Below are 17,563 nucleotides of genomic sequence, written 5' to 3'. Positions count from 1 at the left end.
GGATAATCGTCAGGAGAGCATCGCCCATGTTTAAAAAACGAATACGTGCTGCACTGGTTGGCGCACTGATCACCGTGATTGCGCCGGCCTGTCAGGCGCAATACACCACCGACTGGCTGGCGAATACATTCGGAACGCTTGCCACGCATGTGGGCAACGGAGCGCGTTCGATGTGGGTCGCGCCTGAAGGCGTGATCTATACGGCTTCCCTATGGGATGAAAACGAGGGTGGCGTCGCGATCTATCAGAACGGCAAGAGCATCGGTTCTATTGGAATTAACAGCGAGTTTCAGGGTGGGGCGATAACGGGTAATGCCACATCGATTTTCGCCGCCTTGCAGTACAGCACCGTGTACGGCAGCGGGGCGGTAGGGCGATATAACAGAGCGACCCAGAAACGCGATGTCCTCATCCCCGTGAGCGTCTGGAACGCGGTCAAGCACGCCGATGTCATCACCGGGCTCGCCACGACCGGCACGCTCCTTTATGCGAGCGATTTCCCGGGCAATCGCGTCCGTGTCTACACCACCGACGGCGTGTGGCAGCAGGACATCAACATCTCCGGTCCCGGCGCACTCGCGTTGGATGGCGCGGGAAATCTCTGGGTAGCGCAGCAAAGCGCGGCCACGATCGTTGAATTCAGTCCGGCCGGCGCTCCGCTGAACACGATCCAGATGCCCGCGACGTCACGACCGTCCGCGCTGTACTTCGACGCATCATCAGGACAGCTCATGGTCGGCGACCAAGGTCCCGACATGAATATCAAGCTCTACAACATCTCGGGCACGCCGACTCTGGTCGGCACGTTCGGCATTCAGGGCGGCTATCTCGACAGCACCACAGGCATCAAAGGCCAGGTTGGCGACAAGCGCTTCACCCGTGTTGTCGGCATCGGCAAAGATGCAACCGGCACCCTGTATGTGCTCAACAATCCGTGGGGAGGCGGCTGGGACCTCGGTCGCAACGGCAGCACCGACATTCACGCGTATGACAGTGCCGGCAATCTGCAATGGAAACTTCAGTCGCTCAACTTCGAGGCGGTCGCCGCACCAGACCCGGTTACGGACGGCGCCTACTTCTATGGTGGCACCAACATTTACACCGGCACCGCGGGCGGCACCTTCGTCGCGAATACTGTCGACCCGTTCAGCTATCCGTCCGATCCACGTCTCAACGTGAACGATACGCAGCGCGACGAGCATTTCGGTCAGCTCGTTAGCGTGGGGGGAAATCGGATTCTCGTCGCGTCCGGTCAGAACCCTGGCATCTTTTATTTCTACCATTTCAATCCGGCGAGCGGCTATATCGCGATTCCGGATGCGTCGATTCCAGGCACTGCGTTCAATACGACGCTACAGATCACGGGCGGATTCTGCATCGATAGCAGGGGAGACGTATGGGCTGGTCTGGACAGAACGAATCACATCTATCACTACCCGCTGATCAGCTTCGACGGCAGCGGTAAACCGACATGGGGACCGGGCATCGCCATCTCCATTCCGCAGAGCATCAGGCCGTTGACACGCATCATCTATCTGCCGGAGAGCGATACCATGATTCTCGCACAAGGCATCGCCGGGAGCTGGGACTGGACGGCGATTCAATCGAGGATCGAGGTGTATCACGGCTGGAGCGCGGGCAACACCACGAAGCCCAATCCGGTGATCAACCTCACTAGCGCCAATCCGAAGTCAATCACGGCCGTGGGCAATTATCTGTTCGTCGGCTATGTGCATACGGTGCCCAACATCGACGCCTTCAATCTCACCACGGGTAACCTCGATACGACCTTGATCAACTCGAGTGCGGGCGCGGTGGATGTGGGCAACGACGTGGATTCGATGTATGGCCTGAGGGCATACCTGAGAGCGGCCGGCGAGTACGTGATCACGAAAGACAACTACAACGGCTCCAGCATTATTGTTTATCGCTGGACGCCTTGATCGGTTTACTCGAGGCTATGATCAGACGAGAAAACATGCGGTGCGCGTTCTACGCCTCGTTGAATTCGCATCGTTCAGTTCTCGCCGTCTACGCATTTGATACGCTGGCGTATTGATATTAATAATATAAAAACGGTCCGCGTTATTCTTTGCTCCGGTCTATTTATTTTTCTTCGAGGGAAAGTCAAAGACCTGCGTTTTCCGCCCCCGGTGAGGCAGAGATTTTCCATTTCCACTGCTTTGGAAAACCATCGGGAGCGTTTCCAGAAAGATTCTTTGAACTACTACTTATCGTCCCAGGTCGTGCCCACGTTACACAGATGAAACGTTTATAATTCGTCTGCCAAAACACTGGCTGTAAGTAATGCCGGGCACGTGCCGGGAACGGCATCAATCAAGTAAAGCTTGCGTGGGTAGGCGGTTTAAAGGCGCTGGGCCAGCGTCTCTCATACGAATAGGTTGCGAATGAGTCGAGCGACTTTAACGCTACCTGTCAGCGGTTTTCATAGCTTTTCCTTTTCGGGAATTGGGCTCGAAACCTAATTAGATTTAGGTTCCGGACGGGCCTTGTCACGCCCTGGATTTGACTCGACTGACATCGAGGATGCCGGGTGCGCCGTCAATCACTGATAGAACCTCATCACGCAAACATTCTTGGTTGATAGTAAGGATGACGTAATTGTTATCTGTTGAAGGGTGACAGCATCAAGATGCTGGGCGTACTGCCGCCAGGCGGCGCTCAGTGTGCGTTCGAATGCGTAACGGTATCTGCGAGCGGCTACCGGCACATCGGAAGCGCCAGTTTCATCAGCAATGAACGCGATCGTCGCGTTCGCCGCTTCAACTCTCTCAGTACTCAAAGAACGCCAAAGCGGGACGGCTTAGATCGATCTTGCTCAATCCTCGGGGGACAACCTGATTTTTAGGGATACATACGGACAATGACGAGAAACTTCAAACTTTTGGGAGTTGCGGCAGCAACAGTGTTTGCATGGTTTGGTGCGGAGAACGCGCAGGCTGCTACGAGCACCATCACCGTCGCAGGACAGCAATACAAGTTGTGCGCACAAGAGAACGGCACCTGCAAATTCCTCGGAACTGGCTCGGTGGTGTTCGGTGCAGTGCCGCCCACCTCGCCGTCGGTCATGCTGACGACCCCTGCCACCTTTAGCAACGGCGTCGGATGCTATGTCGGCGCGGTTTCGCAGACAGATCCCGCATACGGTTACGGCAAATCATGTTGGGTGAAGGCGGTTGCCGCGAGCCCAACTCCGGCTCCGACGCCCACGCCAACGCCGGCACCAACGCCAACTCCGACTCCGACTCCGACTCCGACTCCGACACCTGCTCCGGCGCCGGCTCCAACTCCGACACCAGCTCCGACCCCGACGCCAACTCCTGCTCCGACTCCGACTCCGACGCCAGCTCCCACTCCGTCACCGTCCAGCTCGACCCTCTCGTGCGGCACGCCCACACACACAGCCGGCGGAACCGCGAATGGCGTGATCAGCGCCGACACGCCCACCACCGACGGCATGCGCATTTTCCAGAACAACGCGGCGTTCAAGCTCGCGATTACGACGAACGCGCCGAGCGCGGATACGGTCGTCTGGTCCGTGGCGGACTCGACCGGCGCGATCAAGGCGCAGGGCAGCTTTGCGGTTAGCAGCGGTGTGCAGACCAACTCGATTCCATGTACGTCGACGTGGTCAGGCTATGGCGCGCTGACGGCGACGTTGCGCTCGAACGGCGGCACGTTGCCCAACACCGGTACGCGTCCGGTGGGCATTGCAACGTTCGGCGTGTTGCCGAACCTGACGTCGGTACTGGGTACCGTAACGTATGCCCATCAGGATCAGCACCGCTTCGGCATGCAGGGCTTCAACGGCAACATCGCCGCGCTGCATGATCTGGGCATCTCGTGGACCATTGACGACCGTGAGGTGTCGGCCATGGAACCCAATGGCCCTAACACCTACACGCCGAACGTGAACGACCTCGATCCGTTCTACAAGGCTAACCCTGATCAGATGCGCATTGTGCGTCTCGATGGACTGCCTGCATGGGATTCGAAGACGGGGCAATTCAACGACAGCTACTATGCGCCGTCGAACATGCCTGAGTTCCAGAGCTTCATGGCCAAAGTCGGTACCGATACGAGCCTGATTCGCGCTGCCAACTATCCGAACCAGCAAAGCAACTATTACCAGGTGACTTGGGAACCGAGCCTCGGCTGGGCGGATAGCGACGCGAACTTCGTCGCGATGTACAAGGCCGCGTATCAGGGCATTCACTCGACCGATCCGAATGCCATTGTGATGGGCACCGGCAATCCGTTCCCTTCGAATTGCGACACCTGCACCACCGGCTATCTGCAGAAGTTCGGTGCGCTTGGCCTGTGGAATTACATCGACGCAGTTTCGACGCATGGCTACTGGAATGCGGGCACCTATCCGGCCCATCCGCCGGAATTGCAGGACTCCGATCCGGATCCGGCGAACCAGGCGAACGCGCTCGACAACCAGATGACGCAATTGCGTTCGGTGATGCAGGCGGGTAAGCCGAACATGAAACTCTTCTTCACCGAAGCAGGCACGAGCTACGATCCGGGTCTCAACTACGGCCCCACGGTGCCGTCGCAGAACCAGTTGTTCGCCCACGCTGCGGTTGGCGTGCGGTCACACATCATTGTGCTTGGCGGTGGCGCACAGTTGACGACGCTTTTCTATGGTCCTGACTATCCGGGCGAAGTGGGATACGGCTCGTTCTTCGATCTGAATGACGCGCAAGGGGCTTACGGTGCGACGAACCTCTCACCGAAACCCGAAGCGATGGCCTTCGCGACGATGACACGTGTGCTGGACGGCACGAACACATTGGGCCGGGTTACGGGTACGCCGTCTGGAACGTTTGCATATGCGTTCCAGCAGCTTGGCAACGGCAAGGTGGTGACTGCCGCATGGGCGCACAGCAACGCGCAGTGGCCCGCGAGCAGTGGTCTCTATAGCCAGACCTACTCGACGAGCTATTCGCTTCAGGTCGACGGTGCCGGTACGTCGGGCAATGTGACGAAGATCGATGGTTACGGCAATACCAGCACGCTTGCTTACACCAACGGTAAAGTCACGCTGACCCTCACCGAAGTGCCGCAGTACATCGTCTCGAACAACGCAACGGTCGCCAAGGCCAATGCGACTGTTCCGGTCGGGTATACGGGCCAATAAGGCCCGAGTCGTACCGACGCGCCGCTGATGAGAGCGGCGGCGCGTCGATCAACCCGTTCTTGCCGTTGCCCGGCCAGAAGCCGGACGCTTAACCCGTTGTGAACGCAACGATCAGCAAGCGCAAGGTTATCTCCGGCTTTGCGGCAACGATTGTCTTAACGTCGGGCCAGGTGGATCCCGGCGAGCATGCAACGCACCGAGCCGCCAGCCAGCTCGATGGTCGGCACGCGCAACGGCAGCAACTGCGCGGAACGCTCAATGAGCGTTTTCTGTTGTGCCGTCAGGCACGACATCGCCCGTTCAGACAACGCTAGAACGCGGCCATCCTTCCCCGACAATTCCAGTGCATTCCCGGCAAAATTGCCGATCTGCGCGTGCGTGAGCGCGATAACAGTCCGGCCGCTCTCGAGCAGCCGTGTGTGTACCTCGCCGCGGCGTCGTTCGTCGAGAATAAGGTCCAGCCCGATCAATGCAAATTCGGTTGCAACGCTCATCATGACGTTGGTGTGGTAGACCGCACGGCCGTCCGCGTCGGCGGTATCGAAGCACATTGGTTCGAAGTTGAAATGCGTACAGAAGCGCTCGAGCGCCACTGGGTCGGCGCGATGCGAACGCGCCGTATACGCAACGCGTGCGACGTGGTCGAGCACCATGGCGCCCGTGCCTTCCAGAAAGACTTCGTCTTGCTCCAGCCCGGAATAGTCGATCACGTCCTGCACGCGGTACGCGGTCTTGAGCATCTCGACCACGTCGAGCCTGCGCTCGCGTCGGCGGTTGACCGAGTGCATCGGAAAGAGCGCCACGTGGCCGCCCGCGTGCGTCGAGAACCAGTTGTTCGGAAAAACCGAATCGGGTGTCTCGTTCTTCCCGCAATCGTCGAACACATGAACGCGTACGCCGGCCGCTTCCAGGCTGACGGCCGCAGCACTGACTTCGTCACGTGCTGCGGCGGCGAGCGCCGTCGCTTCTGTGAGATTAAGGGTGTGGCCGGCACGCTGGAAGGCGTTGTCGGCAGCCGTTTCCGGATTCGGATGAAAGCGGTGAGGGCGAATCATGACAACGGCGGTGGGCGCCTGCATCGACATAGGGCTCATGGGGTTCGTTAGCGGTTGCGGAAAGATGGGACGAAATGACCGGATGGCGGACTCGATCAGCGCGCGAAGGCGAATGCGTCGGCGGGTGCCGGGGTGAAGGCGGCCGGTGTGATTGCTGTCTCTATCAGGCCGCCAAACAGGTCTTTGGGATCACTGACTGTCGGGATCAGTGCGACGTCGATGCCCGCGTCGTGGCGCTGTGCCAGTGCGTGGAGGTAGCGCAGCGCCGAGTAGTCCTCGAGTGCGAAGCCGACGGAGTCGAACACGGTGACCTGCTCCGCGCTTTCCCGGCCCGCAACCTCTCCGGCAAGCACGCGCCACAGTTCGGTGACGGGCGAATCGACCGGGAGTTGCTGGATGTCACCTTCGATGCGCGTCTGCGGCTCATATTCGACAATCACGCGGCTCATACGCAGCACGTCCGCATGCAACTCGGTCTTGCCGGGGCAGTCGCCGCCGACTGCGTTCAGATGCATGCCGGGCTCGATCATGTCCGGCGTGACGATCGTTGCATAGGCTTTGTCGGCGGTGACGGTCGTGACGATATCGGCGCTGCGTACCGCGTCGGCTGTCGATGCCGCGCGGACGATACGCAGGGCTGGCCACCCGGCAAGATTGCGCGCCAGTTTATCGGTTGCGCGCGCATCGACATCGAACACGCGAATCTCATTGATGCCGAGCAGTGTGTGAAACGCGATCGCCTGAAATTCGCTTTGCGCGCCGTTGCCGATCAAGGCCATGCGTCGCGAGTCGGGACGGCCCAGGCTGCGTGCGACGAGTGCGGACGTTGCCGCGGTGCGCAGGGCAGTGGTCAGCGTGAGTTCGGAGAGGAACAACGGGTAGCCGGTATCGACGGATGCGAGCGCACCGAACGCCATCACGGTGTGAATGCCGCGTTCGGCGTTGATCGGATGGCCGTTTACGTATTTGAAGGCGAACAGGTTCGAATCGGCGACTGGCATCAATTCGATGACGCCTACCTGGGAGTGGCATGCAATGCGTGGCGACTTGTCGAATTCGCGCCATCGAAGATAGTCCGCCCGGATGGTGTCGGCGAGTTCGCTCAGGAATCGCGGTACGCCGATATCGGCGACGAGTCGGTACGTGGCGGGTACGTCGAGAAAGCGGGTCATGGTCATGTCTCCGTGATTCACGTGGGCTCCCGTGTGGGAGCAATGACGGAATTATTCCTTTGGCCCGCGCCAACAAAAAGACAGCAAACCTCACAAATTTCACAGATAAGATGGCAAAATGCGCAGTTGAAATGGCATTTTGTATAGTTCCGCATGAAGGCCTCGCCAGGTAACGTGCGAACGGCGGAGCACCATCGCCCGCCACTCAGGTAACCGCCATGATCAATCTCGATGACATCGACAGGCAGCTCATTTCGCTGTTGCGTGACAACGCACGCATGTCGGTGGTGACACTGGCGAAGCAACTGCGCGTGGCGCGTGCAACGGTGCAGAACCGGCTCACCCGCCTCGAAGAAAGTGGCGTGATCGTCGGCTATACGGTGCGGCTGAAACCGGCCGCCGAGGCGCATCGGATTCGGGCGCTGATGTCGATTGCTGTAGAAGGCAACCGCGCGGCTGACGTGCTCAAGGTGCTGCGTGGCCATCCCAATGTCGCAACGATTCACAGCACCAATGGCAGGTGGGACCTTGTCGCGGAGTTGAGGGCGGACTCGCTGGAGAACTTCGATCGGGTGCTCGGTGCGATTCGCTTGATCGACGGAATCGCGAGTACAGAGACGAGCATCTTCCTATCGACGCACAAGATGTAAGCGGCTGGGAGAGTGCGCGCGCTTTGTCGACTTCATGCGAGGTCCAGGCGCAATTCGCGTTACCCTGCAACGAGCCCCGGCGTGAGTTTGAAAGATCGGAACGCGAACATCTCAAAGAATTTTGGCGGGATAATCTCGCCACCTTCGGACCGCCTCGCCAACGTGTCATGCCTCGCGGATCGCTACAGCAAACGTCAATTCAAATTACTCCATGCGACGACGCAGATTCTTTGAATCAGTTGGTTTACTAGCAGCCGGGTTATTGTCAAAAGGCGCCAGCGCCGCTTCGCCGACATCGGTGCCTGCCGGACACCCGCCGTTCAAACCGGCCGGCGAGGCAAGCGCCACACAGGCCGTGCGTCACGCTCTAGGCCGCATCGAAGCGATCGACCGGCGTGGCCCGCGGTTACGCAGCATGATCGAACTGAATCCCGACGCCATGCAGATCGCGGCCGCGCTGGATGCCGAGCGCCGCGAGGGCAAGCGCCGCGGCCTATTGCATGGCGTGCCCGTCGTTATCAAGGACAACATCGCGACCGGCGACAGAATGGCAACAACGGCAGGTTCGCTTGCCCTCGACGGCATTCGCGCAACCCGCGATGCCGACCTCGTGCGCCGCCTGCGTGAAGCCGGCGCGGTCATCATCGGCAAGACGAATTTGAGCGAATGGGCGAACATCCGCTCCACGCGCGCGACTAGCGGCTGGAGCGCGCGCGGCGGCCTGACGCGCAACCCCTATGCGTTGGACCGGAATACGAGCGGATCGAGCTCCGGCTCCGCGGCGGCGGTCGCCGCGGGGTTGGTGGCCATGGCGATCGGTACTGAGACAGACGGGTCGATTGTGTCTCCTGCATCGATCTGCGGGTTGGTCGGACTCAAGCCGACTGTCGGACGGGTAAGCCGTGACGGCATCATTCCGATTTCACACACACAGGACACGCCCGGTCCCATTACCCGATCGGTCCACGACGCGGCGTTGCTGCTTTCGGCGATTGCCGGCGTGGACTCGCACGATCCGCAAACGTCGGCGGCGCCTGCATCGGACGACTACCTGCGAGCGTTGAACAAAGATGCGTTGAAAGGCGCCCGGATTGGTGTCGCACGAGAGTTCTTCACGGGCCACGACGAAGTCGACCGGCAGATAGAACTGGCTATCGCGCAACTGCGGCAGCTCGGCGCGGACGTGATTGATCCCGTCGATTTGCCGCGAGTCAGTTACGACAAGGAAGAGCTCTCCGTATTGCTGCATGAATTCAAACACGACCTACCGCTGTGGCTCGATACGTTCGCGCCGCATGCACAGGTTCGTAATCTTGCCGATGTGATGGCTTTCAACAACGCGCATCGCAATCTCGAGCAGCCTTACTTCGGCCAGGAACTTTTCACTCAAGCCCAGGCGCTGGGTGATCTCGATAGCGATGCGTATAAGCGTGCGTTGGCAACATGCCGTACGCAATCTCGCGACGAAGGATTGGACCGCGTACTCGTTCAGCATGGTCTGGATGCGATCGTCGCGCCGACGGGCGGGACCGCATGGTTGACCGACTTCATCAACGGCGACAGCAGTAATGGCGGCTTCTCGACGCCGGCAGCCGTGGCCGGGTATCCGCATCTGACGGTGCCGGCCGGGCAAGTGCGCGGTTTGCCGGTCGGTTTGTCGTTTGTCGGGCCCGCCTGGACTGAAGCGCGGTTATTGGCATTGGGTTATGCGTTCGAGCAGGCGACCCAGTGGCGCAGAGACCCGCAATTTCTGATGCGGTCCAACGTACCTCCGTTGGTCAGTGCCTGAATTGCCGCCCATTTGCCGCGACTAGTGAAGGGGGGCGAACCCTGATCACTTTCGGGTGTTCGCCTGACATGCCATCAGCTAAGATTATCGACATTGTCGGCTTACACAAGAGAAGCTGAACCGCCATCGGCTTCACGATGGCTTTCACCTGGCTTCCTCAAGTTCGGGGTGAAATCTTGCACCGCTCGCCAAAATCGATACATCTCGCATGGTTCGCCTTGTCTTTCCTGGGCGTGCATGCAGTTTGCCTGATGCTGTTTCGATCCCGGGCGACGCTGGTCACTTATCCGTTCCTCATACTTGCTCCGTCGTTCGCGTTTGCGGCCACTTGCTGGCGCGCCCGCGCCGTGGAGCGGCAATCACGCACGCCATGGATTCTGCTCGCTGCCGGCCTGTTTTTGTGGACCTGCGGCATTGGTCTCAGCGCCTGGGAAGATCTGTTTCAACAGATGCCGGTGGGCATTGCGTGGTTCTCCGACTTTTGCTTTTTTCTCTATGGCGTGCCGATACTTCTCGCCGTCTCGTCCGTTTCAAGCAGGCAGCGAATTCCGCTCTTCGTGTGGATGGATGGCATCCAGGCAGTATTGACCGCCTATCTTGCCTACATCACCATATTTACCGTAGTGCCGTTTTCCGACACTGCGCTCAAGCCAATCTCGGCTTCGGTCCTATTGCTGACCTACAACGTCGAGAACGTTGTTCTTGCTATGGCGGCGACGCTGCGTCTCCGTCTTTTGCCACGAGAAAAGGACCGCGGATTTTACAAACTCCTATGCGGCTACTTGTGGATCTATGCAATCGTGGCCGGCGTGTACAACAGTTGGGCCGCCTCTTCAGACGGTCATGCTGTGATCGACGTGATAGTCGACGTTCCTTTTCTGCTATTGGGCGTGGCGTGCATGATGCGCTCACCGCAAGAGAGTGAAGCCGATCTCGATGAAGAGAAGCCGCCCCTCGCCGTTGTCATCGAGAACGGTAGTCCAATTTTTTATACGTTGGCATTGCTCGCGTTGAGCATTCCGCTGATGCGCGAACACTTTTATGTCGGGACGGTTGGCATAGTCACCGCATTAGTCGTGCACACCATACGGACGGCAGCTTTGCAAAGCCGGTTGTTGCGGACTCAGCATGAGTTGCGCGATGCAAGAGACCGCCTCGAGAAGATTGCACTCACGGACGCGTTGACTAATGCGGCGAATCGTCGTTGCTTCGACCAAAGGCTCGCACTTGAATGGAACCGCGCGGCTCGCAACCAGCTTCCGCTTGGCTTGCTGCTTATCGATATCGACCACTTCAAGAAGTTAAACGACCGCTACGGCCACCCAACGGGAGACAAGTGTCTCGTTGCGGTTGCAAGCGCTTTGCAAGCGGCTCTGCCGCGCAGTGGCGATCTGCTTGCACGCTATGGTGGCGAAGAGTTCGCTGCGATTCTGCCTGCGACGGACGAAGACGGAGCACGTCTGGTGGCAGCGAAAATGCTGGCTGCCGTCAGCTCGATGCATATCAGGAATGAGACGTCGCTTGGCGACTTTGTGACGGTGAGTATCGGGATCGCTGTTTTCGGATCGGCCGGTACGGGATCCGTGCACCAGATCGTTGAGGCTGCGGATCGAGCGTTATATCGCGCGAAAGAACGCGGGCGAAATCGCATCGAATCGATCGGACAACGGGATTTCCAAGGGACTGGATCAGTATAGCGATGGCCGGTAAAACGTGCGGCTGGTTCCTTTTGATACCGCCGGGCACCGGCAGCGCGACGGCTGCGTCGCATACTGTTTTGCCGACATCCGGATATTGTTCATACAAATAGATTTCGGATATCTTATACGAGAGAGTTAATGATCTTTTCTCTCAATTCCGGCACCTCGTTCTGTCTGTCATGGCAGGATCAGCTATCTGGTCTGTCTAACGGCGATTTTTCGCAAAGGGTTTAATTCAGCAAAGGTTTGCGAAAGAATTAAATTCTCTATTGAATTAATGACTTGGGAATCGGCCGGATTTCTATTTCAATAAGTAATCGGCAAAAAAAGGCCGACACATTGTGTCGGCCGGAAAGACTCTGGCGTCCGAGGAATGCATGCCAGAACCTGAGAGACGTTAATCAGTCAATTTTACGGATCACGGTACTGGGTGCGGGCATTATTGCCACATACCAGGATTTAACAATTGGGCGGCGTGTTTTCTCAGAACAGGGTTATTTTAGCGTGCCGACTTCACTGGGGAGTGATCATAAACGAAAAGCTTTGGCCAAGCATAAGGACGTCAAAAAAATTTGTCGATCGGCCTTCGCCCAATCCGACATCGGGGAATGCGGATGTCCGTGTAGGGATTTCCTTGATTGAATTTATTCCGTACTAATGTGATGCCTGATCGCATAGCGAATCAATTCTGAATTATTAGTGATCCCCAGTTTTTGCATGAGGCGCATTTTATGCGTGCTGATAGTCTTCGCACTGAGCGCGAACGCTTCAGCAATATCGTTGATGCTCTTTCCGGCGGCCAAAGCTTGTAACACCTGGAATTCGCGATCGGACAGCATGTCGTGCGGCGGGGTGTCGCCGGAGTGAGTGCCGAAGATCATCGAGTCCACCAGCTTCGGATCGATGAATCTGCCGCCTTCGGCCAGCTTGCGGATCGCGGCAAGCAGGATCTCCGGGTCGCTGTCTTTGGTGAGATAGCCGGTTGCGCCGGCGCGCAGCGCGCGCGAGACGACCTGGGCCTCGTTGTGAATGCTCAGCACGAGCACGGGCAGGGCGGTGTACTCGGCCCTGATGCGCCGGATCAGGTCGATGCCGCTAATGCCCGGCATGGTCATGTCGAGCAGCAACAGGTCGGGACACCGGGCGCGTAGTTTCTCGAGTACTTCGGCGCCTTCGGCCGCCTCGTCGGCTACGATCATGTCGGTGGTGGTCGCGATGATCTGCTTCAGCCCACCTCGCACGATCGCATGGTCGTCTGCAATGAGGATCTTTATCATGTGCTTTTCTCGTCGGTCCTGAGCGGGATGTGAATAGAGACGGTTGTGCCCGCGCCGGGCGTGCTTTCGATCTGCAACGTGCCGCCAATCAGCCGCGCGCGTTCGCTCATGCCTAGTAATCCGTAGGAATAGCGCCGGCGCGCCGCGGGCAGATCGAAGCCGCATCCGTTGTCGCTGATATGGAGTGTCAATGAGCCGTTGCTCGCGGCGAGCGTGACGTCGACGCGCGAAGCGTCGGCGTGGCGCGCAACATTGGTCAACGAGGCCTGCGCGATACGGAACACGGCCGTTGCATGCGCATCCGGCAGAACCGGTTCGCTGCCATGGATCGACAACTGGCACGGCATGCGATTACGTCGAACGAAGTCGTCCACGAGCCACTCGAGTGCCGACAGGATGCCAAAGTTTAGCGCAGCCGGCCTGAGGTGGCTGGCCACGTTGCGGACCATCCAGATGGTCTTCTCGACCAGCTCACGCATGTCCTCGGTTTTTCTGGCTGCTTCCGAATCGCTGTCGAGCCGCATCCGCAACAACGACACGTCCATTTTCAGTGCGGTCAGCAATTGCCCGAGTTCGTCGTGAATTTCCATGGCGATCCACTTTCGCTCTTCTTCGCGAACCGCCTCCATGTACGCGGACAATTCGCGCAAACGCTCGCGCGATTCGAGCAGTTCCTGTTCGACCCGCTTACGTTCCGTCATGTCCTGAATCGTACCGACCAGCTTGAGCGGATGGCCAGGCCCTTCGTGTGCCGCTTCGGCGTGAAGCTGTACGATGCGTGGCGCGCCATCTCCACCGGTGAGGCGGCAATCGAGAAAGTGCGGCTGCCGGTCAGCGAGCACCGCGCGCACGGCCCGCCGTACAGCGGCCCGATCTTCAGGGTGAATCGCCGCGCGCAGCGTGCGATAGCTGGGCCGCACGCCGTTCGGCTCCAAACCGAGGATCCGGTACATCTCATACGACCAGTGCGTCACGCCGGCGGCCGCGGTCCATTCCCAGTCGCCAAGCTTGGCCAGCCGCTGAGCGTTCGCCAGACTGGCTTCGCTGGCGCGCAATTTCTCTTCTGCCTGTTTGCGCGCGGTGACGTCGTTGAGACCGACATAGATTGCCGGGGCGTCAGCGAACGTCGCAATGCGAGCGGTCGCCACGGCCCAGAAGTGCTCGCCTTCCGAATTCCTGAACTGGATCTCGTTGTTGGTGAATCCGCCTTCGTGGCGCAGAAGTTCGACCGCTCTGTCGCGCTCCGTCGGGTCGACATAGAAGTCGCTCATGTAGGTGGTGCCGCAATCGTCCACGCCGAAACCGAACAGCCAGCGGAACGGCCCGTTCATGTAGAGGACCTGCCCGTCGTCCATGGACGTAATGCACAACGGCACCGGGCTCGTCTCGACGATCGTGCGAAAGCGCGCTTCGCTCGCCACGAGTTTCGTTTCGGTCCGTATGCGTTCGTCGATTTCGACCAGCAGACTCGCATTCGCGCGCGCGAGCTGGCCGGTTCGTTCGGCGACGCGGTCTTCGAGTTCGTCGCGCACGCGAGAGAGGGCTTCTTGCGCCTGCTGGCGAACCGCCACCTCGCTCGAGAGACTTTCGTTTTGCGAACGAAGTGCCTTGTGCATGGCACGCAGCGCGAGGTGGGTGCGAATGCGCGCCAACATTTCGGCGATCTGGAACGGCTTGGTGACGTAGTCGATGCCACCCGCCGAAAATCCTTCGACGAGGTCGTCAGGATCGGCGAGCGACGTCATGAAGATCACCGGAATTTCACGGGTCAACTCATTGCGCTTGAGCCGGCGACAGGTTTCGAAGCCGTCTATGCCCGGCATTTTTACGTCGAGCAGGATCAGGTCAGGCTGCGAAAATTGCGCCCGTTCGAGCGCCTCCTCGCCGTCGAGTGCAACGAACACGCGAAAGCCCTTGTCCTCGAGACTATCGGCCACGACACCGATGTTGATCGGCGCGTCGTCCACAACCAGAATGGTGGCCGGCTCTGCCGGGCTCGTTATGTCATTCATGGCTGGCCTTCCTCTCGAGATATTCCTCCGCGAGCAGCAGGATGGCCTTTGACTGATAGCCTTTCACGAGTGCACGCAACTCTGTTGTGAATACCAGATTGCGCTCGTCGAGGGCCGCCATCCTGTCGGCCCATTCGGCGATGGCACGCATGTCGCCGAGACGGGCGAGACGATACAGCTTGTCGAGTTCGTCATCAGGCAACACGGGGGCGTGCGTCCGCGATGCGACAGGATGCGGCGAGTGAGTCGCCGGCGAGTCAGTCCACTTGAGCGCCAGCAAATCCGCCAGATGGGCCTGCAGCCGTTCGAAGTCGACCGGCTTGGGCAGGAAGGCATTCGCGCCTGCGTCGGTGCTTCGTTTCGCATCGCTCCAGGAAGGATTCGCCGACACGGCAATGATCGGAATATCGCTGTGTCCCGGCAAGCGGCGCAATCTGCGTGTTGTTTCGAGTCCGTCCATTTCCGGCATCAGGATGTCGGTCATGATGAGCGACGGCGCCTCGCTGCGCGCCTTTGCGAGCCCCTCATGGCCGCTGGCGGCCTCGATGGTGTCGAAGCCCAGTTGATCCAGAAGCTCGACCAGGACCGCCCGATTGACGGGCTCGTCGTCGATCACCAGCACTTTGTGGCGCGGACCGGTGTAGCCCGTCACGCGCGGCGCGGCCGGCGTTACCGGGGCGGTGCGCGCCGCGGACGCATCGGCGACGGCCGGAGCGAGATCGAACCAGAAGACGCTCCCATGCGCGACCGTGCTTTCCGCGTGGATTTCGCTACCCATTGCGCGCACGAACTGCTGGCTGATCGCAAGACCGAGCCCGGCGCCGCCGGCGCGTCGTTCGGGGCCGCCGGCCTGCTCGAAAGGCTCGAAAATCGCGCCGAGCTTGTCGGCCGCGATGCCGATTCCCGAGTCACGCACGCAGAAGCGCACGGCGCCCGAGGGTGCACGGCTGACTTGCAGGCTGACGCAGCCTGTGTCCGTGAATCTGACGGCGTTCGCCAGCAGATTAAGCAGCACCTGCCGTAAGCGGCGCTCGTCCGCCCGCACAGCGCAGCCCAGGTCGGGGGCCAGCTCGCATAGGAATCGCAGGCGTTTTTGCTCCGCCTTCACACTGATGATGTCGCGGATCGTATCGAGGACGCCCGGTAGCGATACGTCGGCCATTTCGATGCGCATTTTGCCAGCCTCGATGCGCGCGAAATCGAGTGTGTCGTCGATCAGCGTCAGCAGATGCTCGCCGCTACGGTGAATCACTTCGACCGCGTTGCGCTGGCGCTCGCTCTGGCTGCCGTCGCGCAGCAAAATCTGCGTATAGCCGAGGATGCCGTTCAGCGGCGTGCGCAGTTCGTGGCTCATGTTCGCGAGGAACTCGCTCTTGGCCCGATTGGCGGCTTCGGCAAGGTACCGCGCTTCCCGCTGCGCAGTGGCGTCACGCTCGGCGAGATAGGCGTCATGCAGCCGCGCGCCCATGCTGTTGAACGCGGCGACCACGCGATCGAGTTCGTCTGGCCAGCGCGGCTGGCGGCGCGGCAGGACGAACGGCTTCGGCGCCGCACGGAAGTCGTATTCGCCGACGAGTCGGGCAATCGTGGCGAGATGCCGCGTAACGAGGCGCGAGAAGATGTAGATGGTGAACAGCGCCACGATGAACGTATAGGTAGCCTGACTGATCAGAATGACCAGCGCGGTTTGCGCTAGCGCCTGATAGAGATTGGCAAGCGTCGCTTGCACATAGAGGGTGCCGATCTTCTGCTGGGCGCCGTGGATGCGATAAAAGATCGGAAATTCGCGGGATATCACGGCGCCTGTCCTGCGCTCGCCAGCCGTCACCACCAATGGCGTCGCGCTCGCGCCGGTCTCTCGTACCTCGGCGGCGCACATGTCGGCGAGCCTCAGGATGCCGTTCAGTTGAAGCTGGAGTTCTGTGCGGTTGAGCTGCCACAGACCTTCGCCGAGGCTGTCGCGATTGCTTCGGTCAATATCGGATAAACGTGTTTCGATCAGTTCGACGCCGCGGCTATAGTCGCGATAGAGCTGTAGTGCGGTGAGCAATAACGTGACCGCGCAACTGAACAGCAGCACGGTGGCCAGCAGGCGGAAAACCACGCTGTGCCTGAATCGGCCGGGCGAGACAAAGATTGAACCAACGCTATTCGCCAGCATATTTCCCCGCGAGTGCTGTGATTCTTGTTTGGGTATTCTGCACTCGTCGCCGAATTGCGGTCTATAAGGGGCCGTCGAGGAAGTCCGCCGCGGCAAATGCCGGCACTTGACCCGCTGCCTTCGCGAGCCGCACTCGCGCCCACATAATGCCGGCACCGTTCGCGGCGGTGGCGCCGCGCGGCAATGGCTCGCCGATGATTTCGCGGGCGTTGCCGATGATTTCGCGCACCAGGGTCGACTCACGAGCACTGAGTTTCGCCGCCTGGAACTGGCACAGATCCGACATGGCATCAGCCAGACGCTTGACCACAACCGTATCGTGACCGGTCAACGGCCAGCAATGCAAAAGATAGGCGAGCGGTACCAGTTTTCTTTCTTCACACCAAAGCTCGAATAGACGTACGCACAGCTCGTCAATGCGTTCGACTGTTTTCTCGCTCGGCAAAAAGTAGTCGTTCATAACGGTGATCCGGCGATGGTATGTAAAGAACCACTTTAAACTCAGCGCTTGAGTGTCGCCGTCAGGTAGTCCGGACTATAGGCTGGTGGTTTCCTGATTTTTGGGTCAGGAAATCCTTAA

At 59.5% G+C, this 17,563-nt stretch carries 11 protein-coding genes; 5 read left to right on the top strand and 6 right to left on the bottom strand.

Annotated elements, in window-relative coordinates; all coding sequences use genetic code 11:
* The first annotated feature begins 26 nt into the window (after positions 1–26).
* Entirely contained in the window at positions 27–1,943 is a 1,917-nt protein-coding gene (locus M0D68_RS00395) for an SMP-30/gluconolactonase/LRE family protein (protein WP_266223492.1), read from the top strand.
* Between the two features lie 941 nt (positions 1,944–2,884).
* Complete coding sequence (locus M0D68_RS00390; RefSeq protein WP_266223491.1) at positions 2,885–5,167, top strand: hypothetical protein; 2,283 nt, start codon at positions 2,885–2,887, stop codon at positions 5,165–5,167.
* 155 nt (positions 5,168–5,322) lie between these two features.
* Here the strand turns inward: M0D68_RS00390 and ctlX are convergent, their stop codons facing one another.
* Positions 5,323–6,261, bottom strand: a complete 939-nt coding sequence (gene ctlX / locus M0D68_RS00385) for a citrulline utilization hydrolase CtlX (RefSeq protein WP_200652086.1) — start codon at positions 6,259–6,261, stop codon at positions 5,323–5,325.
* A 56-nt stretch (positions 6,262–6,317) separates the two neighbouring features.
* Entirely contained in the window at positions 6,318–7,394 is a 1,077-nt protein-coding gene (locus tag M0D68_RS00380) for an ornithine cyclodeaminase (RefSeq protein ID WP_266223490.1), read from the bottom strand.
* A 218-nt stretch (positions 7,395–7,612) separates the two neighbouring features.
* Here M0D68_RS00380 and M0D68_RS00375 point away from each other — a divergent pair, with 218 nt between their 5' ends.
* The 3 genes from M0D68_RS00375 (at position 7,613) to M0D68_RS00365 (ending at position 11,530) form a co-directional block, all read left to right on the top strand.
* Positions 7,613–8,044 carry an Lrp/AsnC family transcriptional regulator gene (locus M0D68_RS00375; protein WP_054040707.1) on the top strand — a complete coding sequence of 144 codons (432 nt, stop codon included), beginning with the start codon at positions 7,613–7,615 and terminating at the stop codon, positions 8,042–8,044.
* Between the two features lie 211 nt (positions 8,045–8,255).
* Positions 8,256–9,833: an amidase gene (locus M0D68_RS00370; protein WP_266223489.1), complete on the top strand. Its 1,578-nt coding sequence runs from the start codon at positions 8,256–8,258 to the stop codon at positions 9,831–9,833.
* A 137-nt stretch (positions 9,834–9,970) separates the two neighbouring features.
* Positions 9,971–11,530: a GGDEF domain-containing protein gene (locus M0D68_RS00365; RefSeq protein WP_211705900.1), complete on the top strand. Its 1,560-nt coding sequence runs from the start codon at positions 9,971–9,973 to the stop codon at positions 11,528–11,530.
* 647 nt (positions 11,531–12,177) lie between these two features.
* Here the strand turns inward: M0D68_RS00365 and M0D68_RS00360 are convergent.
* From M0D68_RS00360 to M0D68_RS00345, 4 genes are all read right to left on the bottom strand, one after another.
* Positions 12,178–12,810 carry a response regulator transcription factor gene (locus tag M0D68_RS00360; RefSeq protein ID WP_054040705.1) on the bottom strand — a complete coding sequence of 211 codons (633 nt, stop codon included), beginning with the start codon at positions 12,808–12,810 and terminating at the stop codon, positions 12,178–12,180.
* Positions 12,807–14,822: a response regulator gene (locus tag M0D68_RS00355; RefSeq protein WP_093637384.1), complete on the bottom strand. Its 2,016-nt coding sequence runs from the start codon at positions 14,820–14,822 to the stop codon at positions 12,807–12,809. The genes M0D68_RS00360 and M0D68_RS00355 overlap by 4 nt, the downstream gene beginning before the upstream one ends.
* Positions 14,815–16,926, bottom strand: coding sequence for a response regulator (locus M0D68_RS00350; RefSeq protein ID WP_308187542.1), 2,112 nt, complete (start codon positions 16,924–16,926; stop codon positions 14,815–14,817). Before M0D68_RS00350 ends, M0D68_RS00355 begins: the two co-directional genes overlap by 8 nt.
* Before the next feature lie 118 nt (positions 16,927–17,044).
* Complete coding sequence (locus M0D68_RS00345) at positions 17,045–17,443, bottom strand: hypothetical protein (RefSeq protein WP_093637376.1); 399 nt, start codon at positions 17,441–17,443, stop codon at positions 17,045–17,047.
* Positions 17,444–17,563: the final 120 nt, after the last annotated feature.

The organism is Paraburkholderia sp. SEWSISQ10-3 4 (assembly GCF_030464785.1).
GTDB lineage: Bacteria > Pseudomonadota > Gammaproteobacteria > Burkholderiales > Burkholderiaceae > Paraburkholderia > Paraburkholderia aspalathi.
The sequence above is the reverse complement of the archived record's forward strand: the minus strand, read 5'-3'. Positions and strand labels throughout refer to the sequence as shown.